General features: G+C 62.5%; 24 protein-coding genes and 1 tRNA gene. 11 read left to right on the top strand and 14 right to left on the bottom strand.

Going from position 1 to position 21,171, the window contains the following annotated elements; translation table 11 throughout:
- Positions 1-27: 27 nt before the first annotated feature.
- Positions 28-1,155, bottom strand: a complete 1,128-nt coding sequence (locus OEG81_RS00685) for a S1C family serine protease (protein ID WP_264130766.1) — start codon at positions 1,153-1,155, stop codon at positions 28-30.
- 24 nt (positions 1,156-1,179) lie between these two features.
- On the opposite strand from OEG81_RS00685, the gene OEG81_RS00680 reads away from it, so the two are divergent.
- The gene (locus OEG81_RS00680; RefSeq protein WP_264130765.1) at positions 1,180-1,956 is read left to right on the top strand and encodes a Nif3-like dinuclear metal center hexameric protein; all 777 of its coding nucleotides are present in this window, start codon (positions 1,180-1,182) and stop codon (positions 1,954-1,956) included.
- An 8-nt stretch (positions 1,957-1,964) separates the two neighbouring features.
- On the opposite strand, the gene mscL is transcribed toward OEG81_RS00680, so the two are convergent.
- Positions 1,965-2,426: a large conductance mechanosensitive channel protein MscL gene (gene mscL, locus OEG81_RS00675; protein ID WP_264130764.1), complete on the bottom strand. Its 462-nt coding sequence runs from the start codon at positions 2,424-2,426 to the stop codon at positions 1,965-1,967.
- A gap of 125 nt (positions 2,427-2,551) precedes the next feature.
- On the opposite strand from mscL, the gene petA reads away from it, so the two are divergent.
- The 5 genes from petA (at position 2,552) to OEG81_RS00650 (ending at position 6,742) form a co-directional block, all read left to right on the top strand.
- The gene (petA, locus tag OEG81_RS00670; RefSeq protein ID WP_264130763.1) at positions 2,552-3,196 is read left to right on the top strand and encodes a ubiquinol-cytochrome c reductase iron-sulfur subunit; all 645 of its coding nucleotides are present in this window, start codon (positions 2,552-2,554) and stop codon (positions 3,194-3,196) included.
- Positions 3,197-3,276: 80 nt separating this feature from the next.
- Positions 3,277-4,665: a cytochrome b gene (locus tag OEG81_RS00665; RefSeq protein WP_264130762.1), complete on the top strand. Its 1,389-nt coding sequence runs from the start codon at positions 3,277-3,279 to the stop codon at positions 4,663-4,665.
- 26 nt (positions 4,666-4,691) lie between these two features.
- The gene (locus tag OEG81_RS00660) at positions 4,692-5,540 is read left to right on the top strand and encodes a cytochrome c1 (protein WP_264130761.1); all 849 of its coding nucleotides are present in this window, start codon (positions 4,692-4,694) and stop codon (positions 5,538-5,540) included.
- Between the two features lie 143 nt (positions 5,541-5,683).
- A complete protein-coding gene (locus OEG81_RS00655) occupies positions 5,684-6,292 on the top strand; it encodes a glutathione S-transferase N-terminal domain-containing protein (protein ID WP_264130759.1) in 609 nt (202 codons plus the stop codon).
- 6 nt (positions 6,293-6,298) lie between these two features.
- Positions 6,299-6,742, top strand: coding sequence for a ClpXP protease specificity-enhancing factor (locus OEG81_RS00650; RefSeq protein ID WP_264130758.1), 444 nt, complete (start codon positions 6,299-6,301; stop codon positions 6,740-6,742).
- Positions 6,743-6,837: 95 nt separating this feature from the next.
- Here the strand turns inward: OEG81_RS00650 and OEG81_RS00645 are convergent, their stop codons facing one another.
- Positions 6,838-7,602, bottom strand: a complete 765-nt coding sequence (locus tag OEG81_RS00645) for an aldolase/citrate lyase family protein (RefSeq protein WP_264130757.1) — start codon at positions 7,600-7,602, stop codon at positions 6,838-6,840.
- 46 nt (positions 7,603-7,648) lie between these two features.
- A complete protein-coding gene (locus OEG81_RS00640) occupies positions 7,649-7,786 on the bottom strand; it encodes a hypothetical protein (protein ID WP_264130756.1) in 138 nt (45 codons plus the stop codon).
- Positions 7,787-7,898: 112 nt separating this feature from the next.
- Between OEG81_RS00640 and OEG81_RS00635 the strand changes: the two genes are divergently transcribed.
- Positions 7,899-7,974: transfer RNA gene (locus tag OEG81_RS00635), tRNA-Thr, on the top strand.
- A 136-nt stretch (positions 7,975-8,110) separates the two neighbouring features.
- Here OEG81_RS00635 and OEG81_RS00630 read toward each other — a convergent pair.
- The 7 genes from OEG81_RS00630 to OEG81_RS00600 all read right to left on the bottom strand — a co-directional run bounded on the left by OEG81_RS00630 (position 8,111) and on the right by OEG81_RS00600 (position 15,196).
- Entirely contained in the window at positions 8,111-9,100 is a 990-nt protein-coding gene (locus OEG81_RS00630; RefSeq protein WP_412034092.1) for a Bug family tripartite tricarboxylate transporter substrate binding protein, read from the bottom strand.
- A 115-nt stretch (positions 9,101-9,215) separates the two neighbouring features.
- Entirely contained in the window at positions 9,216-9,974 is a 759-nt protein-coding gene (locus tag OEG81_RS00625) for a VOC family protein (protein ID WP_264130755.1), read from the bottom strand.
- 222 nt (positions 9,975-10,196) lie between these two features.
- A complete protein-coding gene (locus tag OEG81_RS00620; RefSeq protein WP_264130754.1) occupies positions 10,197-10,382 on the bottom strand; it encodes a hypothetical protein in 186 nt (61 codons plus the stop codon).
- A gap of 113 nt (positions 10,383-10,495) precedes the next feature.
- Entirely contained in the window at positions 10,496-11,482 is a 987-nt protein-coding gene (locus OEG81_RS00615; RefSeq protein WP_264130753.1) for a Bug family tripartite tricarboxylate transporter substrate binding protein, read from the bottom strand.
- Between the two features lie 81 nt (positions 11,483-11,563).
- On the bottom strand, positions 11,564-12,439 hold the full coding sequence (locus OEG81_RS00610; RefSeq protein WP_264130752.1) for a polysaccharide deacetylase family protein: 876 nt from the start codon (positions 12,437-12,439) through the stop codon (positions 11,564-11,566).
- A gap of 68 nt (positions 12,440-12,507) precedes the next feature.
- Positions 12,508-13,911 (bottom strand): amidase, encoded by a 1,404-nt coding sequence (locus OEG81_RS00605; protein WP_264130751.1) that lies wholly within the window; start codon positions 13,909-13,911, stop codon positions 12,508-12,510.
- 175 nt (positions 13,912-14,086) lie between these two features.
- A complete protein-coding gene (locus OEG81_RS00600) occupies positions 14,087-15,196 on the bottom strand; it encodes a LysR family transcriptional regulator (RefSeq protein ID WP_264130750.1) in 1,110 nt (369 codons plus the stop codon).
- A gap of 63 nt (positions 15,197-15,259) precedes the next feature.
- On the opposite strand from OEG81_RS00600, the gene OEG81_RS00595 reads away from it, so the two are divergent.
- The 4 genes from OEG81_RS00595 to OEG81_RS00580 all read left to right on the top strand — a co-directional run bounded on the left by OEG81_RS00595 (position 15,260) and on the right by OEG81_RS00580 (position 19,543).
- Entirely contained in the window at positions 15,260-16,162 is a 903-nt protein-coding gene (locus OEG81_RS00595; protein ID WP_264130749.1) for a LysR substrate-binding domain-containing protein, read from the top strand.
- Between the two features lie 174 nt (positions 16,163-16,336).
- Positions 16,337-17,530, top strand: a complete 1,194-nt coding sequence (locus OEG81_RS00590) for a CaiB/BaiF CoA transferase family protein (RefSeq protein WP_264130748.1) — start codon at positions 16,337-16,339, stop codon at positions 17,528-17,530.
- Positions 17,530-18,537 carry a hydroxymethylglutaryl-CoA lyase gene (locus OEG81_RS00585; protein WP_264130747.1) on the top strand — a complete coding sequence of 336 codons (1,008 nt, stop codon included), beginning with the start codon at positions 17,530-17,532 and terminating at the stop codon, positions 18,535-18,537. The genes OEG81_RS00590 and OEG81_RS00585 overlap by 1 nt, the downstream gene beginning before the upstream one ends.
- Positions 18,538-18,574: 37 nt before the next feature.
- Entirely contained in the window at positions 18,575-19,543 is a 969-nt protein-coding gene (locus OEG81_RS00580; RefSeq protein ID WP_264130746.1) for a Bug family tripartite tricarboxylate transporter substrate binding protein, read from the top strand.
- Positions 19,544-19,659: 116 nt separating this feature from the next.
- On the opposite strand, the gene OEG81_RS00575 is transcribed toward OEG81_RS00580, so the two are convergent.
- The 3 genes from OEG81_RS00575 to thpR form a co-directional block, all read right to left on the bottom strand.
- Positions 19,660-19,974 carry a MatE family transporter gene (locus OEG81_RS00575; protein WP_264130745.1) on the bottom strand — a complete coding sequence of 105 codons (315 nt, stop codon included), beginning with the start codon at positions 19,972-19,974 and terminating at the stop codon, positions 19,660-19,662.
- A 41-nt stretch (positions 19,975-20,015) separates the two neighbouring features.
- Positions 20,016-20,504, bottom strand: coding sequence for a GFA family protein (locus OEG81_RS00570; RefSeq protein ID WP_264130744.1), 489 nt, complete (start codon positions 20,502-20,504; stop codon positions 20,016-20,018).
- A gap of 70 nt (positions 20,505-20,574) precedes the next feature.
- Positions 20,575-21,165, bottom strand: coding sequence for an RNA 2',3'-cyclic phosphodiesterase (gene thpR, locus OEG81_RS00565; RefSeq protein ID WP_264130743.1), 591 nt, complete (start codon positions 21,163-21,165; stop codon positions 20,575-20,577).
- Between the last annotated feature and the right edge of the window lie 6 nt (positions 21,166-21,171).

The following is a 21,171-nucleotide window of genomic DNA, read 5'->3' as shown; positions in this document are numbered from 1 at the left end:
GCCGGGTTCCGCGCTGCCCGTACCCCGTCAGGGCTTGCGGATGCGCGGCCGCATGCCGACCTGAACGTCCAGATCCCGTTTCTTGCCCTCGCGCACGATGGTCAGCGTAATCGTCTGGCGCGGGGGCAGCGGCGCGATCTGATTCAGGAATCCGATGGAATCGTAGACCGTCTGGTCGTTCAGCTTCAGCACGATGTCGCCCACCCGGATGCCGGCGCGCCAGGCGGGACCGTTGCGCAGGACGCTGGCGATGATCACGCCGTCGCTCTGCTTCAGGTTGAAGGCCCTGGCCAGATCCGGCGTGATGTCCTGGGGCTCTATGCCCAGCCAGCCGCGGGTCACCGTGCCCGTCTTGATGATCTGGTCCATGATGTTGTGCGCGGCCCGCGCCGGGATGGCGAATCCTATGCCCAGCGATCCGCCGGTTTCGGAATAGATCGCCGTGTTGATGCCCACCAGCCGGCCCGTGGTGTCGATCAGGGCTCCCCCCGAGTTGCCGGGATTGATGGCGGCATCCGTCTGGATGAAGTTCTCGTAGATATTGATGCCCAGGCGATTGCGTCCCAGCGCCGACACGATGCCCATGGTGGTGGTCTGCCCGACCCCGAAGGGGTTGCCGATGGCCAGCACCACGTCGCCCGTGCGGACCTGATGTTCGCCGTTGAATCCGATGGCCCGCAGGTCGGGAAGGTCGATCTTCAGCACGGCAAGGTCGCTTTCGGGATCCGCGCCCACCAGCTCGGCGCGCGTCTGACGTCCGTCGCTCAGCGCCACCTCGATGGCGTCGGCCGCTTCGATGACGTGGTAGTTGGTCAATATATAGCCGTCGGCGCGCACAATGACGCCCGAACCCAGGTTGGTGGATTCCTTGCGCCGGCTGAAGCCGGGGATGTCGCGGAACAGGCGTTCAAGCTCGGGGTCGGAAGGCAACGGCACCAGCGGCACATTGATATGCTTGCTGGTATAGACGTTCACCACCGACGGGGTAGCCTGCGCCACCGCGGCCGCGAACGACGCCTGCAATGGAGGCGCGACAGCCGCCGGGGGCGCGGGCGGCGACGAATGCAGCCAGTCCGGGCGCAAGGTTGCAACGATGAATAAAATACCCAGGCATACTGTTACCGTTTGGGCGAATAGCAACCACAATCGACGCATAAGGCAATAAGGGAAAAGACAGCGATGAATCAGGTATCTACGCAACAATTGGCCGACTGGCTCGATGCCACCCTGCAAGCCCAGCGTTTCAGGGATTACTGCCCCAATGGATTGCAGGTCGAAGGCAAGTCCGCCGTCCGTCACATTATCACCGGAGTTACGGCTACGCAGGCGTTACTGGAAACCGCGATCGAGCGCGGGGCGGATGCGATCCTGGTGCATCACGGCTGGTTTTGGAAGAACGAGGACCCTTGTGTGCGCGGTCCCAAGCGCAAGCGGCTGTCGCTTGCGCTGCGCCACGACCTGAACATTTTCGCCTACCACCTGCCCCTGGATGCCCACCCCGTACTGGGCAATAACGCACAGCTGGCGCGCGTTCTGGGCTTTCAGCCCGAGCGCGACGAACACGGAAATCCCGTGACCTGCGGACCCGACGGCCTGGTGTGGCTGGGCCGCTGCGAACCGGCGAAGACGCTGGATGAACTTGGAAACAGCATTTGCAATGCCTTACAACGCCGGCCCTTGCTTGTGGGAAATACACAACAGGCCATACGCCGCATCGCCTGGTGCACGGGCGGCGCGCAAAGCATGATGCAAGCCGCGGTGGACGCGGGCGCCGACGCCTATCTGACCGGCGAGGCCTCCGAGCCCACTTTCCACCTTGCCCGGGAAACGGGCACGGCCTTCATCGGGGCGGGCCACCATGCGACCGAACGCTATGGCGTGCAGGCGCTTGGCCAGGCCGTTGCCGACGAGTTCGGCATCAAGGTGGAATTCGTGGACATCGACAACCCGATCTGAACGGACGGCTATTTTTTAAGCAGGTCGCGGATCTCGCGCAGCAGCGCGACATCTTCGGGAGGCGGAGCGGGAGCGGCTTCGACGGCGGCCTCTTCCTGATGCGCCACCCGCTTGCGCGCGGCATTCACCAGCTTGACCAGGCAGAACACCACGAAGGCCAGCAAGATGAAATTGATGAAAATGGTCAGGAAATTGCCCCACGACAGCACGACGGCCCCCGCCTTGGTCAATGCATCGTAGGTTTCAGGACCGGAATAGTTTTCGGGCGCGCGCAATATCCAGAACTGATTGGTGAAATCGACCTCGCCGCCCACGATGAAGGCAACGAGCGGCATGATGATGTCTTTGACCAGCGAATCGATGATTTTCCCGAATGCCGCGCCGATTATGACGCCGACAGCCAGATCGATCATGTTGCCCCTGACGGCGAACTCTTGGAATTCTTGCAGGAAACCCCGTGCTTTGCTCATGTCTTCTTCCTTTCCCGTTACACCCGGCTGCGGGCTAACGCTATAATACGCGGTTGATAAGATAGTACATAGCCAAAAAACAGTGAATTGGTATGCCCCGCCCGGGCATGAATAAGGATACTAGAATGAGCCAGATTACGACACAGCTCGACGATTCCGCCGCGGTTGATCCCAACCTTCCACCCGATCCTTCACGCCGTTTCTGGGTGGCTTCGGCCTGTGCCGTGGGCGGTGTGGCCGGTGTTGCCACCGCCGTTCCCTTCGTGGGCTCCTTTGCGCCGTCCGAGAAGGCGCGCGCCGCCGGAGCGCCGGTCGAAGTCGATGTGTCCAATATTGCACCCGGCCAGATGATCACGGTCGAATGGCGGGGCAAGCCGGTCTGGATCATGCACCGCACTCCCAGCCAGCTCGAGCACCTGAAAGACAACGACCCCGAACTGGCCGATCCCAATTCCGACCGCCCCGGCTTCACTCCCGAATACGCCAAAAACGAGTATCGTTCGCGCAAGCCCGAGCTCTTCGTCTGCGTGGGCATCTGCACGCACCTGGGCTGCTCGCCCTCGCCGGCTTTCACCCCCGGCCCCCAGCCAGGCCTTCCCGCCAACTGGGAAGGCGGCTTCAACTGCCCTTGCCACGGCTCCACCTTCGACCTGGCCGGCCGGGTGTTCAGCAACAAGCCCGCACCCGACAACCTCGAAGTGCCGCCCTACACGTTCTCGGCCGATGGCACCCATATCACCATCGGTGTCGACGAGAACAACAAGGCCTGATGCACCGAACCGGGCGCCTGCCGGGCGCCCCGCGAACCGAAATCCGTTATACGCCGTAAGATAAGATAAGGAGCCGTTTCATGGCTGGCGAGAAAACCGTCGAGACGACAGGACTTTTAGGCTGGATAGATAGGCGTTTTCCGCTTACCAGTCTGTTCAAAGACCATATGTCGGAATACTATGCGCCCAAGAATTTCAATTTCTGGTATTTCTTTGGGTCGCTGGCAATGCTGGTGCTGGTCATCCAGATCGTGACCGGCATTTTCCTGGTCATGAACTACAAGCCCGATGCCAAGCTGGCGTTCGAATCGGTCGAGTACATCATGCGCGAAGTGCCATGGGGCTGGCTGATACGCTACATGCACTCCACCGGCGCCTCCATGTTCTTCGTGGTCGTCTACCTGCACATGCTGCGCGGCCTGTTCTACGGCTCGTACCGCAAGCCTCGCGAACTGGTCTGGATCTTCGGCGTCGCCATCTTCCTCTGTCTCATGGGCGAAGCCTTCTTCGGCTACCTGCTGCCCTGGGGCCAGATGTCCTACTGGGGCGCCCAGGTCATCGTGAACCTGTTCTCGGCCATTCCGTTCATCGGCCCCGAACTGGCCATCTGGATCCGCGGCGACTACGTGGTATCCGATGCCACGCTGAACCGCTTCTTCGCCTTCCACGTCATCGCCATCCCGCTGGTTCTCATCGGCCTGGTGGTCGCGCACATCATTGCATTGCATGAAGTGGGCTCCAACAACCCCGACGGCGTCGAAATCAAGCAAGGCCCCAAAGATCGCAACGGCCATCCCGTGGACGGCATTCCGTTCCACCCCTACTATTCGGTGCATGACATCATGGGCGTGGCCGGCTTCCTCATCGTCTTTGCCGCCATCATCTTCTTCGGCCCCGAAATGGGCGGATACTTCCTGGAGTACAACAACTTCATTCCCGCCGATCCGCTGAAGACGCCTCCGCACATCGCGCCGGTCTGGTACTTCACGCCCTTCTATTCCATGCTGCGCGCCACCACGGCCGACTTCACCTGGGTGCTGGTCGCCGGCGCCGTCATCGCGGCCATCGCGCTGTTCCTGAAGGGCAACCTGAAGGGCATCATGCGCATTGCGGTGCCCGTCGTCCTGCTGCTGGTCGCCGTGCTGCTGCGCGCCATCGACGCCAAGTTCTGGGGCGTGGTCGCCATGGGCGGCGCCGTGGTCATCCTGTTCTTCCTGCCATGGCTGGACCACTCGCCTGTCAAGTCGATCCGCTATCGTCCCACCTGGCACAAGTACCTGTACGCTATTTTCATCGTCAACTTCCTGGTGTTGGGTTATTTGGGCACGCAAGCGCCTAATCCAACCTTCAACCTCATGAGCCAAATCGGAACCGTGATCTACCTGGGCTTCTTCTTCCTGATGCCCATCTGGAGCCGTCTGGGTACCTTCAAGCAAGTACCCGACCGCGTCACGTTTCATGCTCACTAAGGCCACCAATACGTTACGGAACAATCATGATTAAAAAGCTGCTAGGTACCATCGCGTTATCACTGGTCTGCGGGGTCTCGGTCGCCGCAGGGGGTGGTTACAAGCTCGATCACGCGCCGGATCGCATCAACGACATGGCGTCGCTGCAGAACGGCGCCAAGCTGTTCGTCAACTATTGCCTGGGCTGCCATAGCGCCTCGTCCATGCGCTACAACAAGCTTGCCGAAATCGGCCTGACCGACGAACAGATCAAGAAGAACCTGCTGTTCACCGGCGAAAAGGTGGGCGACCTGATGCATATCGCCATGACGCCCCAAGACGCCAAGAAGTGGTTCGGCGCCGCCCCCCCCGACCTGTCGGTCATTGCACGCGCCAAGTCCACCACCATGGGCCCCTCGGGCGTCGACTACGTCTACACCTTCCTGCGCACCTTCTACCGCGATACCTCCAAGGCCACGGGCTGGAACAATCTGGTCTTCCCCAGCGTGGGCATGCCCAATGTGCTGTGGCAGCTGCAGGGCCCCCGTTCGCTGGAACACGTCACCGTCCATGACGTCGCCCAGGCCGATGGCAGCTCGCAATGGGAACGCCACACCGCCAAGTACGATGCCCAGGGTTTTTCCGAAATCAAGACCGAAGTCCTGAAGGATTACGAAGGCTCGAGCGTCGACAAGGCGGTGCTGTCCTCGCCCGACCCCAAGCAGATCGCCGCCTTCGACAATAATGTGGCCGACCTCAGCAACTTCCTGGGCTGGATGGCCGAACCCATGCAGCTGCAACGCAAGCAAATGGGTGTCTGGATCCTGTTGTTCCTGTCCTTCTTCCTGCTGGTGGCCTGGCGCCTGAACGCCGCCTACTGGAAGAACGTCAAGTAAAGCTGACAGCCGGTAGCGCCGGCAGGCGCCGCGTGTCAGCTACCGGTCAAGAAATAGGCGTAGTTTGATACGCCTATTTCCCTTTTCGGAGCCGCATTCCGGTGCGTGCTCTTGTTCTTATTTCTACGATTGGAATCCGCGACATGATGGTGCTCTATTCCGGAACGACTTGCCCGTTCTCCCAACGCTGCCGCTTTGTGCTGTTTGAAAAAGGCATGGATTTTGAAATCCGCGACATCGACCTGTACAACAAGCCCGAAGACATCGCGGTCATGAATCCCTACGGCCAGGTGCCCATCCTGGTCGAGCGCGACCTGGTCCTGTACGAGTCCAACATCATCAACGAGTACATCGACGAGCGCTTCCCGCACCCGCAGCTCATGCCGGCCGATCCGGTCATGCGCGCCCGCACCCGCCTGTTCCTGTACAACTTCGAGAAAGAGCTGTTCGTACACGTTTCCGTGCTCGAAGACCGCAGCTCCACCGACACCCGCGCCCAGGACGTCGCCCGCCAGAACATCCGCGACCGTCTTGCGCAACTGGCTCCGCTGCTGTTAAAAAACAAGTACATGCTGGGCGAGGAATTTTCCATGCTGGACGTGGCCGTCGCGCCTTTGCTTTGGCGCCTGGACCACTACGGCATCGAACTGCCCAAGAACGCGGCCCCCATCCAGAAGTACGCCGAGCGTATCTTCTCGCGCCCGGCCTATATTGAAGCGCTGACGCCTTCCGAAAAGGTCATGCGCCGCTGACAAGCCATGCAAGAGTCCTCTACCAAGCCCTACCTGATACGCGCGCTGCACGAGTGGTGCACCGATAACGGCTACACCCCTCACATCGTCGTTACGGTCGACGCCAATACCGTCGTGCCCCCGGCGCATATCCACGATGGCCAGATCACGCTGAATATCGGCACTCTGGCCACCAACCGCCTGACGCTGGGCAATGACTACATCGAGTTCCAGACCCGCTTCGGCGGCGTCACCGAACAGATCTATGTGCCCGTGGCCGCCGTGTCCGCCATCTATGCGCGCGAAACCGGTGCGGGCATGGGGTTCGACGTCGTGGAATCGCAGCCGCATCCGGCGGGAGAGCCATCCGGCGCCGCGCCCAAGGCGGTTGTCGACAGCGAGGCCACAGAAGGCAAACCGGGCCCGGCGCCCGGCGATCCCAAACCGCCGCGGCTGACCATCGTCAAATAGAGGGCTCCTGCCGTCAGTAGGCAAGCCAGCCGGCATTGCCACGCAAAAATCCCGTTGCCATCGCAACGGGATTTTTGCTTTGGCCGCAAGCCGCGTCAGGTTCTGAAGCGGGCGGCCAGCTTGTCCGCCTCGCGCGCAAGTATGGACAAATCCATGCCCACCGCGGTGAACAGCGAGCCCGCATCCATATAGCGCCGCGCCAGGGCCTCGTCGATGGTCAGCACGCCCGGCGCTTTGCCGCAGGCTCTGACGCGGCGTATGGCGTCTTCGATCGCCGATTTCACTTCGGGATGGGCCAGTTCGCCGGGGTAGCCCATGCTGGCCGACAAATCGGCCGGGCCGATGAACACGCCATCCACCCCGTCGACCGAAGCGATGGCTTCCAGATTGTCCAGGCCTTCTTGTGTCTCGACCTGCACGAGAAGACAGAGTTCGTCATGGCATTCGCGGACGTAATCGGCGTTGCGTCCGAATGCGCTGGCACGCATGGTACCGCCCACGCCCCGCATTCCCCCTGGGGGGTAGCGCATGCCGGCCACCGCCTGCTCGGCCTCCTGGGCATTTTGCACGTAGGGAAGCAGCAAGGTCTGCGCGCCGATGTCCAGATAGCGCTTCTGCTGAATGGGATCGTTCCAGCTGGGCCGCACCATGGTGGAAACGGGATAAGGCGCCGCGGCCTGCAACTGCCCCAGCACCGTCTGCACGTCGTTGGGCGAATGCTCGGTGTCGAACACCAGCCAGTCGAATCCGGCGCCGGCGACCACCTCGGCGCTGTAGGGATGCGCCAGCGACACCCATAGGCCCAGCTGGTGCTGCCCCGCGCGGATGGCCTGCTTGAAGCGATTGACGGGAACCTTCATAGATCTGTTTTCCTGTAGAGACGGCCCCGCGCCCATCGGAGCCGGTTCAGGACGCTGGAATCCGGCCCATGAGGTTGCGGGTTTTTTCTTGCCGTGGTTTGCTGAAAGATTGCTCGGGCGGCGCCTGCCCGACGATCTTACCATCGGCCACGAAGATCGCGCGGCCGGCCTCGTTGCGGGCCAAGCCCATTTCGGGGGCCACGCACAGCGGCCGCTTCCGTCGCGCCCTGGCCGGCGCCCCGGCCTCGATCTGAAATGAAAACGCCGCGATGAAATTCCTGTAGAATTATGCGTTCGCCGGTTTAGCTCAGTTGGTAGAGCAGCGCACTTGTAATGCGAAGGTCAGGAGTTCGACTCTTCTAACCGGCACCAGATTTTCCTGCGGACTTCCGCAAAAATGGCCTCCTGCATCGGAGGCCATTTTTTTTGCAGTCCCCCATTTCGGGGGATGCTGCATTCATCAAGCCCGCTACACAGAGCCGCTTCAATCGGCCACGGGCCAGGCCTCTTACTCCAGCTTCAGACCGGTCTCTTTCACAAATTGCGCCCACCGCTCGTATTGTTGTACCGCGTATTTTTCAACGGTGGGACCATCGGTGGCCATGACCTCGAAACCCAGGCCGGTCAGCTGCTTCTTGACGCCCGGATCGTTCAGCGCTTTTTGAAATGCGTCGGTCAATTTGTTCGCCACGTCGTCGGGCGTTCCGGCGGGCGCGAAGACGCCGATCCAGGAATAGGCCTCAAAGCCGGGGAAACCCGATTCCGCGACTGTCGGCGTATTGGGCAGCTCGGGCAGGCGCTTCTCGCCCGTGACGGCCAACGCCTTCAAGGTGCCGGCCGCGATGTGCGACTTCAGCGCGGCGTAGCTAAGGAAGGTCACGCTGCTGATTTCGCTGAGCAATGACTGAACGGCCGGTCCACCGCCGCTATACGGGACGTGGAGCAAGCTCTCGATGCCCGCCCTGCGCTTCAAGTCTTCAGGCGCCAGGTGGTTCAATGACCCCAAGCCGGTCGAGGCATAACTGTACTTCTGCGGGTCTTTCTTGACCGCGGAGATGAATTCCTTCAGGTTGTCGCCGGGGGTTTTCTTGGAAGCCACGATCACGAGCGGGAAGCGAAGCGCGAACGTGATTCCCCGGAAGTCCTTGAAGGTATCGTAGGGCAGCTCTTTCTTGATGATCGGATTGATGGAGTGGTTGTCAAAACTGATCAACAAGGTGTTGCCATCGGGCCGCGAACGTGCAACATGCTGCGTCGCTACCTGGCTGGCCGCGCCGGGCCGGTTATCGACAATAACCGTTAGCCCCAGAATCTCGGCCAGTTTCGGCTGAATGATGCGTGACGCGATATCGGTACTGCCGCCAGGCGGGAAAGGAAGCACCAGGCGCAGCGGATGGTCGTCTGCCGCGGCTGCGGTGCCGCCCATGGACAAAGCGACCATGCCGGCGGCGCAGACCGCGCCCAATGCAGAGAGCCACTTATTATGAAATTTGCGCATTTCTGTTTCCCTTATATCGATTGTTGCTTAAAGTTTATTTAATAAGCGGAAAGCACTTAATAAATATTTTTCATAAGCAAATGCGGCCGCCTGATCGGATGAAGGGCGGGAGGGACTACAGCGGGGCCGTTTTCACCGATTCAAGCACCGATTCAGGCGGCCGCACATGGGTTTCGAAAGCGCAGACCTCGCCATCATGTCGCCGCAGGGCAACACTCTCTATGGTGGCCACCGTGGCGCCGACGCGTTGCCGTACTTCCAAAACCACATTATCCAAAGTGATCTTGAACGCAGCCGGCCCGGCTCCGGACAGCGGTGCGTCGACCAGTCGAGCCAGGACTCCCGCTGCCTGGCCGGCATGAGCGGAACACAGCACGATCCTGTCGAGCGCCACGGCGCCGTTCGCGTGCCGGGTCGATTCCGGATTCCAGACCAGTTCAGGTGTCAGGTGCTGGCAAAAATATACTCGAAACCCTTCAATCGGCTGTTCGGCAAAGCGGACGGTTTCGAAGCGAGCGGTATGAGCCTGCCCGTTGACGTTGATGGGCCGCTGGAGGCTGACGACCGGATTCACCTTGAAGCCCAGTTCCTGAAGCCGGCGATGCGTTGCGTGTGCATCCGGCGTCCGGAACACAAGCGCTTCGGGACCCATTGGAGAGTCGGCGATTTCCTTGCGGGCGGGCGGCTGCCCTGCCGGCCAGCCAAGCAATTCGATGTAAGCGCTATCGAGCGTTATCAGACGATTCATCGAGCCAAGGTTGTGCACGGATAATTCAGTCAGCGTATAGCCGTCGGCTTCGAAGGCGGGCGCTTGCTCCACCAGCCGATCGCGCAGCATCAGAACCAGGTGATCAAACGGCAGCGAGGCGTTCATCGGCACTCCAGGATATTCGGCGGCGTCGGCATGCGCGACGCCCGGCCGGCGCCGGGTCGGACGCTCAGCGCGTCGAAAAATGACTTTGGATAGGGGAAAGTGTATTGCGAAAGGAGGGGTGCCGCCAAGGATGCATCGCAACCCAACCGGCTTGCACTGCCGCAGCAGATCAAACCGTATACATCAGCATGCCAAGAGCGCCACTGGATGGCCCGGCCACCCTCAGGGCGAAGGCCTGAAGACATGCGCGGGCTCTGTTTCAGGGCTGAGCCGCTCTGCATGGCGGCGCAGAAGCTCCCGCTGCCGCAGGAATGAGCGCTGCAAGAATGGGATGTCTTCCCGGACAACGGCAATGCCCAATTGCCGCAACTTGGCTTCCATATCCTCGTTTGTGGATTCCGATGTCATGGCCGTACCTCCTGATTCCGGGCCGGATCAAACGGGCGCCTTGCCGGCATTGCCAGCTTGGCGCCTGTGGCGGCCGCGCCGCGGGATCCGGCTATCCGCGGCGCGATTCCTCATCAATTCAATTGGAGATCCGCGTCTTTGACCAGCTTGCCGAAGCGATCGAGTTCGTTGGCCAAGTGTTTGCCATGTGCCTGGGGGCTGCGCTGGTCGGCGGGAAACAGATAGGTTCCCATGGAGTCCAGCCGCTTTTGCACCTCTGCGTCGCCTAGCGCGACTTGCAGCGCGGCGTTCAGCTTGTCGACGATTTCAGCAGGCGTACCCTTGGGCGCATAGACGCCGTGCCAGACCGAGATATCCACCTCCGGGATGCCCAATTCACGCGTGGTCGGTATGTCGGGGATGCTTTCATGGCGCTGCGGCGAGGTAATGGCATAGGCCTTGATCTTGCCACCGTTCAGATGCGGGAACGCGTTGGTGGTCTGATCGCACAGCAGGTCGACGTGGCCGGCCATCACATCCTGCAGAGCCAGGTTGGTGCTCTTGTATGGGACCAGTGTCGGCTTGACGTCAAGCGCTTGCGACAACATGATGGCGCACAAGTGGGAGCCGGTGCCCACGCCCGCGTTGGACACTGTGACTTTATCGCCGTCCTTCTTGAGCGTGGCGATCAGCTCTTTGGCGTCCTTGACGGGATAGTCCGCATTCGCCGCAATCACATAGGGTCCCGAATTCACCAGGCCTATCGGCTCGAAGGCCGTCGCCGTATCGTAGGACAGGTTCTTGTAGAGCGAGGCCGATAGCGCGATGGTGGTATGGATCATGATGGTGTAGCCGTCGGGCTTCGCACGGGCCGCACGAGCGGCCGCAATGGTGCCGCTGGCGCCCGGGATGTTCTCCATCACCACGGTCTGCTTCAGGCTGTCGGCCATCTTGCCCCCGATCAGGCGGGCGACGGTGTCTGTGGCGCTTCCGGCGGGGAAGGGCACGATCATGTTTATCGGACGATTGGGATATTCCTGGGCATATGCGGCGCCGACGGCAAGGACGGAAATGGAAAAAGCGCAAGCGCCCTTCAGGATGGTGTGCAGGTATTCTTTCATGGTGTGTATCCTTGAGGTGGGTGAGCGAAACATCAGTGATTTCTAAACGCTTGGATGCCGGCCTGAGCTCAAGCCAGCGCCTCAAAGCGGCTGTTGCGCCTTGAACCAGTCGCAAATCTGGTTGCCGTTCCAGAAAGCAACGCCTTCACGCCCGGCAAAGAGATCCAGCATTTCTTCAAAGTAGCGGATCCGGTGCGCGGCGCCCGAGACGTAGGGATGCACGCCAAAGGCCATGATGCGGACGGAATCCTCGCTTTCGGCATAAAGACGCTCAAACGCGTCGCTGGCCCGGCGCAGCAAGGCATCGGACTCGTGCTGGCCGCTGACCATGACGGTGATGTCGTTGATTTCGACGGTGTAGGGAATGGAGACCAGAGGCCGCGACTGGGTCTTCACCCAAAGCGGCTGATCGTCCAGTATCCAGTCTCCGAACCAGTCGCAACCCGCGGCCGCTATATGGTCCAGCGTATCGAGCTTCTGCGTTCGTCCGGGTCCGAGCCAGCCGCGCGGCCGATGGCCAAGAAATTTCTCCAGCGCGTCGAGCGACTGGCCGATCATGGCTGCCTGGTCCTGGACCTTGTGTATGGACATCTGCACGTAGCAATGCGCCATGAACTCCCATTGCGCGTCGCGCGCCGCCATGGCCACCTCGGGGCTGGTCTCGCACACCTTGGCATTGATCGACATCGTCGGCCGTATCCCCCGTTGCTGGAAAGCCTCCAGCAAGCGCCAGAAGCCGACGCGCATGCCGTACTCGTGCCATGTCCAATTGGGCATGTCGGGAACGTCGGAAGAAATGCCACCGGGCGGGGGTGAAGCATGGCGCGGCATGGGCCGTTCGATTTCCCATTCCTCGATATTGACCACTGGCCAGATGATCAGCCTGGTTCCATCATCTGTCTTCAGTGATGGCCTGTTAAAGGGGGAGCTGTATTCGATACGTTGACGTGGGTGCATGGGGAACTCTCTTTATGAAGCAATAAAACTTTGGGATCGGCGCATCCGGTGCGCGGAGCCCGCCGGACTCATGCGGCCGGCGCCGCGGCGTCCAGGTCGGGACGGCGCAAATGCCAATCGGTGGCCGCCTCATACGATTGGGCGACCCGATAAACCATGGCCTCGTCGAATCCCTTGCCCAGCACCTGGAGGCCGATGGGGAGCCCGTTTTGCGCAAACCCCATTGGCACCGAAATGGCCGGCGTTCCGGTCAGGTTGAAGGGTGTGCGTGCCTGGCGATCGTAGGTTCGATCGACCTCGGCTTCGTCATCGATGGCGCAGGGCAGTTCCAGGCTGGAAACGCACACGGCCGCATCGACAGTCGCCATGGCCGCGGCGTATTCCCGGACGAGGACGGTGCGCAGCTGCTGGGCGCGGATATAGTCGCCGGCACTCAGGAACGCGCCGGGCAAAAGGCGGGTCCGCCCGCGCTGGCTGTAATCGCCGATCCGCGTCCGGAGCCAGGCCTCATGCACGGCGAATGCCTCGGCCTGAAGAATCAGGCGGCCGCAGTCCACATAATCAGCGAGCGGCGAAAGACGCAGCGGCACCAGCTCGGCGCCCAGTTGCTCGAGCACCCGGCATGCTTGCGCAAAGGCGTCCAGGATCTCTTTATTGGCGTTGGCGCAGAACTCGTCGATGACGCCGATACGCAATCCCTTGACGCCGCCGTCCAGCGAGGCACCAACCTTGGGCGCCGGGTGTTCGACGCTGGAAGGATCGCCTGGGTCGCGTCCCAGCAGCGCCTCCAGCACAAGGGCGTTGTCCCGGACATTGCGGGACAGCACACCCACATGATCGAGCGAGAACGCCAAAGGGAAGACGCCAGTCCGGCTTACGGCGCCATAGGTGGGCTTCATTCCGCTTATGCCGCAGGCTGTGGCGGGATTGCGCACCGATCCGCCCGTATCGGTGCCGATCGCCACGGGAACAAACCCCGCCGCAACCGCCACGCCGGAACCGCTCGAGGATCCCCCGGGATGATGCGTGCGCTTCCAGGGGTTGCGCGCAGGCGGCCATGGCAGGTCGAAGGAAGGCCCGCCCGTCGCGAATTCATGCAGGGCCGTCTTGCCGATGATGATGGCGCCCGCGGCGCGTAGCCGGGCCACCACCGAGGCGTCGGCGCTCGCGACATGGTCCATGCGCAGCCTGGAGTGCGCCGAAGTGCGCTGCCCGGCCACGTCGAACAAGTCCTTCAGCGCAACAGGAATGCCGTGCAGCGGGCCGCGCCAGTTTCCCCGGGCGATCTCGCTCTCGGCTTCCCGCGCCGCCTGCAACGCGCCTTCATCGTCGGTGCCGATAAACGCATTCAGGCCCGCATCGTATCGGTGGATGCGGTCCAGGCAAGCAGCGGCGTACTCGAGCGGCGACAGTTTTTTCGTCCGCAGCAGCATCGCGGCGCACGCTAGCGAGAGACCGGAGAGGTCAGCCATTGCAAGACTCGACTTGGAAGTGGAAGCAAGCCCATCCTATTCCATACTGGAATTAAATGTCAACAAATATTCCAATCCAAAACCGCCCGGCATGATAAGGGAGGATTACAGGCGCGGCCCATCCCCCGGCGGCGCCCGCCGGCTTGCAAGGCCTTCAGGCCGATCGGCGGGCGATCTAGCGGCGGCGCCCTCGAGACGCCGGGGTGGCGGCCGGCATGGCGCGGGCCAGGTCCTGGATCCGGGCAATCAGCGCGGTGGCGGGCTGCGAAAGCGGCAACGCCCGGCTGCGCACCACGCCTATCATCTCGGAGGGCAGAAAGGGAGCGAGGCTGACGATGCCCAGGCGGACCCAGGACTCCATGCCGGCCGCGCCGCGCAAGCCGACTCCCAGACCCAATCCCAGCTCCACGTAGCGTTCGAGCAGCTCGATGCTGTCCAATTCCACGGCAATATCGTAGGAAATCCGGAGCCTGCGGAATTCGCTTTCGAGCAAGGCCCGGGTCTGCGTCTGGAAACGGGGCAGAATGAGCGGATACTTGGCGACGTCCTTCAAAGAGGTGGGCCGCTGCGCAAGAAGAGGATGATCGCCCGGCGTGATGAGTACGCGTTCGGAAGGGTACAGCGGCGTAAAGTCAAAGCGTCGCGATGCGCCCGGGTCCGGAGCGACGGCAAAGTCGGCGCCGCCGGTCTGCACCAGCTCAAAGACCTCTTCCTTGGTGCCGGACAGGACGCGTATCCTGGCCGACGGGACCGTATCGCGCAAATCGCGGGCCGCCTCCGGCAATACATAGCCAATGAAGCCATGCGGCACGGCAACGGTAATGGGCGAGGACATGGCCAGCGGCGAGCGGCTGTCCAGGGTGGCAAGGCCTTCCACGAACGGTTCGGCCATCCGGTACAGATTGCTGCCCGCCGCGGTCAGCTTGAGGGGCCGCGCGCCCCTTTCCAGCAGCGGCCGGCCCAGTTCGGCCTCGAGCCGCTGGATGTGCTTGGAAACCGCCGGCTGCCCAAGGACCAGGGCTTTGGATGCTTTCGAGAAGCTTCCCAGCTTGACCACCATGCAAAAACTTTTTAGTTCCTTTATGTCCAAAACGGGGCTCCAGCGCTGACTGCATGTCGGCGCCCAAGGCTTCGCGCCCCGGGCCGCGCCCAATGCATGTCTATGGCAAACGAGCCAATCTAACAGAAATCGTATTTTGTTGAAAACGGATTTCCGGCGAACGCGCGCCGCCTCTGCCGGCCAGAACCGCAATGGCCGGTAAAATCGGCTGTTGCCACCGCTCACCGGCCTTCCGGCCGCAACCAGCCAACCCAAAACAGCGCCATCCCTGCCGCCCCCTTCCGCCCTATGAAATACGACATCCAGACGCTCAAGGTATTCGTGACGGTTTCCCAGGAGGGATCCATCGCCAAGGCGGCGGCGAAGGAGCACACCGTGGCATCGGCCATCAGCAAACGGATATCGGAACTGGAAAAATCCATAGGCGCCGACCTGTTCTATCGCCACCGCCGCGGGGTGAAGCTGACCCAGGCGGGGGTGGAGCTGTTGCAGCATGCCAGCCGCGTGCTGGCGGACCTGAGCGCCATGGACAGCGCCATGAGCAATTATTCAAACGGCGTCAAGGGCCAGGTCAGGCTGGTGGCCAATACGTCGACCATCGTCCAGTTCCTTCCCCAGGACCTGTCCGATTTCCTGAAGATGCACCCCACCGTCAAGATAGACCTGGAAGAACACACCAGCGAGACCGTCCACAAACTGGTGGCCGGCGGCGAGGCGGACCTGGGCATCCTCGTCCCGCAGCGCCCGCTGGAAGGACTGGACACCTGCCTGTATCGCATCGATGAGCTCATGCTCATCATGCCCCCGGGCCACCCGCTGGCGCTCAAGGACAGCGTACGGTTTTCGGAAACCCTGGAGTACGACCACGTGGCCTTGCCGCGCGGCTCGTCCCTGTGCGAAACGCTGGTCGCTTCGGCAAAGCAGTCGGACATGCCCTTGCGCCTGCGCATACAGGCGACCAGCTTCGACGGCCTGCGCCGCATGGTGGCGCAAAACCTGGGTATCGGCATACTGCCCAAAGGCAGCGTGGATCCCTTTCTGCACACCGAAGGGCTGGTGGCCCGCCCGTTGGCCGAGCCCTGGGCGCGCCGACGCCTGACGCTGATCAGCAAACCGGTCGAGTTCCTGCCCTTGCTGGCCCGCCTGCTGCGCGAGCATCTGGCCGGCGCCAGCCATCGCGGAAAACCCTAATCTGATCGCCTTGCATGCCGGCCCGCCAGCCTGCTTCCCTCTGGAAGAATGCTTTAGCCATCTCCACAAGAGATGGCTGACTTGATAAAGTATCGCTTCACAGGGCGGGCGGCGCTTCTTATGATGGGACGCATCCCTCTTCACCAGATCCATCAAGTTTGCGGAACACACAGCATGAATCAACGACCTCTGGATGGCATACGCGTCATCGAAATGGGGAGCCTCATTGCCGGCCCTTTTGCGGGAAAAACACTGGGCGACTTCGGCGCCGACGTCATCAAGATAGAGCCGCCCCGCCAGGGCGATCCCTTGCGCTCATGGCGCACCGAGGACGGCAAGACCTCGATGTGGTGGCATGTGCAGGCCCGGAACAAGAAATCCGTGGCGATCGACCTGCGCCAGAAGGAAGGCCAGGAAATCGTCCGCAAACTGATCCTGGAAGCCGACGTCGTCATCGAAAACTTCCGGCCGGGCACCATGGAGAAATGGGGCCTGGGCTACGAGTCGCTTTCCCGCGAGAACCCCGGCCTGATCATGCTGCGCATCTCGGGCTACGGCCAGACCGGCCCCTTGCGCGACCGCACCGGCTACGGCGTCGTCGCCGAAGCCATGGGCGGATTCCGCTACATCACGGGCGAGCCGGGCCAGCGGCCGGTGCGTCCGGGCATCAGCATCGGCGATTCGCTCTCGGCGCTGCATGGGGTCATCGGCATCATGATGGCGCTGTACAACCGCCTGGCCAATTCCGGCAAGGGCCAGGTCATCGACGTGGCCCTGTATGAATCGGTTTTCAACATGATGGAGGGCGCCGTGCCCGAATACGACCGGCTGGGCGTCACGCGCGAGCCGGCCGGCAGCGCCCTGCAGGGCATCGCCCCCACCAACGCCTACCCCAGCAAGGACGGCAGCTATTTCCTTATCGCCGGCAACGGCGACAGCATCTTCCCCAGGCTCATGGACTTGATCGGGCGTGAAGACCTGGCCAAGGAACCCGCCCTGGCCCGGAACCCCGGACGGGTGGCCAACATGGCCCGGATCGACGAGGCCATCGGGCAATGGAGCAGCCAGCGAAGCATCGACGAGGCGCTCGACGACCTGGCCAGGGCCGGTGTTCCCGCGGGCCGGATATTCACCATCAAGGATATCGTCGAAGACGAGCACTACCTGGCCCGCGAAATGATCCGCGAGGTGACGCTGGACGACGGCTCGGCCCTGAAGGTACCGGGCGTCGTGCCGAAATTGAGCGCCACGCCGGGCCGATTCGAAGGGGGCGGACCCCAGCTCGGCCAGCACACCGAACAGGTGCTGCGGGAATCGGGCTTCAGCGAAGACCAGATCGCGCAACTCAAGCAATTGGAGGTCATCTGATGACGACGCTGCACGCCAACGCTCAGAACGGCGCGTCCATCCTGGAAAACGCGCCACGCCGCATCCACATCCATGACGTATCGATGCGCGACGGCCTTCAGATCGAGCCGGTCTTCGTTCCCACGGAAGAAAAGATCGCGATGCTCAATGCGATCAGCCGCAGCGGAGTGTCCAAGATCGAGGCCACTTCCTTCACGTCGCCCAAGGCGATCCCCGCGCTGCGCGATGCCGAACTGGTGATGCAAGGCATAGAGCGCACGGCCGGGGTCAAGTATGTATGCCTCGCGCCCAATATGCGCGGCGCGCAGCGGGCGCTGGAATGCGGCGTCGATGAAATCAACCTGGTCATGTCCGCCAGCGAGACCCACAACCTTGCCAATACCCGCATGACGCGCAAGCAGTCGGCGGCGGTGCTGGCGCAGATCATCGACGAGATGTCGGGCCAGGTCGACGTCAACATCTCCATCTCCACGGCCTTCGGCTGTCCCATGGAGGGCGATGTTCCGGCCGACGAAGTCCTGCGCCTGGGCGACTTCTTCGCCGAGCGCGGTGCGCAGGGCATCACCATCTGCGACACGACCGGCATGGCCAATCCCGCGCAGGTCGAATCGCTGTGCCGAGGGTTGGCGCAGCGCTGGAGCATGCTGGAACTGACACTGCATTTTCACAATACGCGCGGCATGGGCCTGGCCAATGTGCTGGCGGGCCTGGCCACCGGCATAGACCGCTACGACAGCTCGCTGGCGGGCCTGGGCGGCTGTCCGTATGCGCCCGGCGCGACCGGCAACATCAGCACTGAAGACCTGGTCCACATGCTGCACAGCATGGGCCTGAATACCGGAACCGACCTGGACAGGCTTATCGCCTGCGCCCGCCAGATGGCGGACATGGTGGGGCACGACGTGCCCGGCCAGGTCATGAAGGCAGGCAAGTGGGACCGGCGATTCCCGCCGCCGCCCGACCTGGACCAAACCCGTGAGCGCGCGCTGGCCCGCACTGACTTATAGTTTCATTACCCGTAGTTCAAAAACATAAGGAGAAGACATGATCAAAAATCGTATTGCCGGCGCACTTGCCGTTGCCCTGATGGCAACAGTGGGCGCCACCGCCCAGGCAGCCGCCTATCCGGACAAACCCGTCACCGTGATCGTGGGCTTCAGCCCCGGCGGCTTCACCGACGTGGTTGCGCGCCTGCTTTCCCGGCACCTGGAACAGCGCCTGGGCCAGACTTTCGTGGTCGAGAACAAACCGGGCGCCGCGGGTACCATTGCCGCGAACATGGTCGCCAAGTCGGCACCCGACGGCTATACCCTGCTGTTGGCGCACTCCAATTCGAATGCCACCGCGCCGGCCCTGTACAAAGACCTGCCCTACGACGTGAACAAGGACTTCACGCCGGTGGCCATGGTCGCCAGCACGCCCCTGATCCTGACGGTCACGCCCAAGCTGGGCGTGAAGAACATGGACGAGTTCATGACATTGGCCAAGAAGAAAAGCTTGCGTTATGCATCGTCGGGCGTCGGCAGCTCTCAGCACCTGGCCGCCGCGCAATTCGGCAAGGCCGCCAACATCGAGCTGCTGCATATTCCCTACAAGGGCAGCGCCCAGGCACTGAACGACCTGCTCTCGGGTGAAGTGGACATGAACGTCGACTCCCCGCCGCTGATGGTGCCCAATATCAAGGCCGGCAAGCTGGTGGGCATCGCCGTCGTCAGCCCCAAACGCATTCCCCTGCTGCCCGACGTGCCCACAATGAAAGAATCGGGCTATCCGGATGTCACCATGGGGCAATGGTTCGGTGTCGTGGGCCCCAAGGGTATGCCGCCCGAGATCGCCCAGAAGCTGAATGAAAACATCAACCAGATCCTGCAGATTCCGGAGGTCAAGAAAGTCCTGGCCGACAAGGGCGCCGAAGCAGGCGGCGGATCCCCCGCCGACTTCGCCAAGCAGATCCGCGAAGACACGATTTCGATTCAGAAAGTCGTCGACGACGCCGGCATCAAGATCGAGTAAGCTCGCCTGGGCCGGCAAAGGCGGCAAGCCGCCTTTGCCGATCGGCCTTCGCGACGCGGCCGGCGCCTGCCTCTGCAGGCGCCGGCTTTTTTCATGCCTTCCGAAACCCGCTGGGGCTAGCCTCCGTTGCGCTCCGGATCCGGCGGCGACGTGGCCAATCCCGCAGCGTCCGCGGGAACGATCTTGTCGGGCTCCACATCTTCTTCCAGCGGCCCTTCTCCCGTGTTCTCCACCTGAGGCCGCTCGCCCGTATTCTGGCGGTCGCTGTCGGTATCGGGCATGCTGGCCGGCAGGTCGTTGCCCGAATCCGACGAATCGCTGGGTCCCAGGGCCGGCTCGGTCCTGCCGGTTTTCAGCAGGCTGGCCTCTTCTTCAAACTCTCTATCCCTGGTCGACGGCAGGGTGTCGGGATCGTCTTTGCGCGATGCCATGATTTTCTCCTTGTGCAATGAATGGGCGTACCGGCCGGCGCTCAGCCCGCGCCCAGGCCCAGCCGCTCATGCCAGTCCGCTATCGATTCCTCTGGATAGCTGCCAAACATCTTGTCCCCGGGATGCATTTCCATCTCCACCCAGGACGCCTTCGAATCGAGAAACAAATGCGTATGCTCCGGAGGAATCGGAAGATTGCTGTCGATGGCCGAGGCGAAGGGATGGATGAGCTCCGGCCACTCGGGGCTGAAGAGCCACAAGCCGCTGCCGCAGCGGCTGCAAAAATGGCGCTCGGCGGCACTGGCGTGGCGGCTGTCGCCGGCGCCGGGCAACATGGCGTGATACACCGTTATCTGGTCGGCGCCGCTTACCTTCATGGACCGCGCATCGGCCGAAAGATTGATGGAGTAACCGCCTCCGCCTTGCGTTTTGCGGCAGATGGAGCAGTAACACCGTTGATAAGGGTAGGGGTTGACGCTGGATACGGTGAACTGAACGGCACCGCAATGGCAAGATCCTTGTAGCTGCATGACTGGGCCTCCTGAGCAATAGCCGACGGTCAGCAATATTGATGCCTAGCGGGCCGGCGGCCCGGGCGGCCTAGTCCGGGCGCATGGGCAAACGCGCCAGCTCGCGGTAGCTGGAGCCTTCCGGGCCGGGCGAAGACGCCACCAGGACGCAGCGTTCCGGCGTCCAGACGATGGGCGGGCGCCGCAGGCTTTGCACATCGCCGGCGCCCGCCTTGCGCAGCAAGGAGACATGAGGCCGGAAGGCCATGACGGGGCGTGTCCAGCCCATGCCTTCCAGGCGGGTCCAGAGGTCGTCGTGCAGGGCGTCCAGCCAATCCGCGGGCCGGACGTCCGCGCGGTCGGGCCCGGCCCACACGATGCGCGGCCCCGTAAAGCGCCCGAAGCGGCTCAAGCCCACGGCTCCCGTCCGTACCGGCCAGTGCGGCGCGGCGCGGACCAGTTCGGCCACCCGCCCGGCCGGGGTGCCGCCCAGGAATGCCAGGGTCAGATGCAGGTTTTCGGGACGCATGATGCGGCCGCCGCACACGGCGTGGGCCTCGCGCGCCCATTCCATGATCCGCGCCGCCACGTCGGCGGAAGGCCACAGGCCGAAAAAAATACGCTGCGGCGCGCGCTCGTCCGCCTCGGCGTCCGGGGGCGCCGCCATCCGGGCTTGCTCCATATGGGC

Origin of the sequence: Pollutimonas sp. M17 (assembly GCF_025836975.1) — a bacterium.
GTDB lineage: Bacteria > Pseudomonadota > Gammaproteobacteria > Burkholderiales > Burkholderiaceae_B.
The sequence above is the reverse complement of the archived record's forward strand: the minus strand, read 5'-3'. Positions and strand labels throughout refer to the sequence as shown.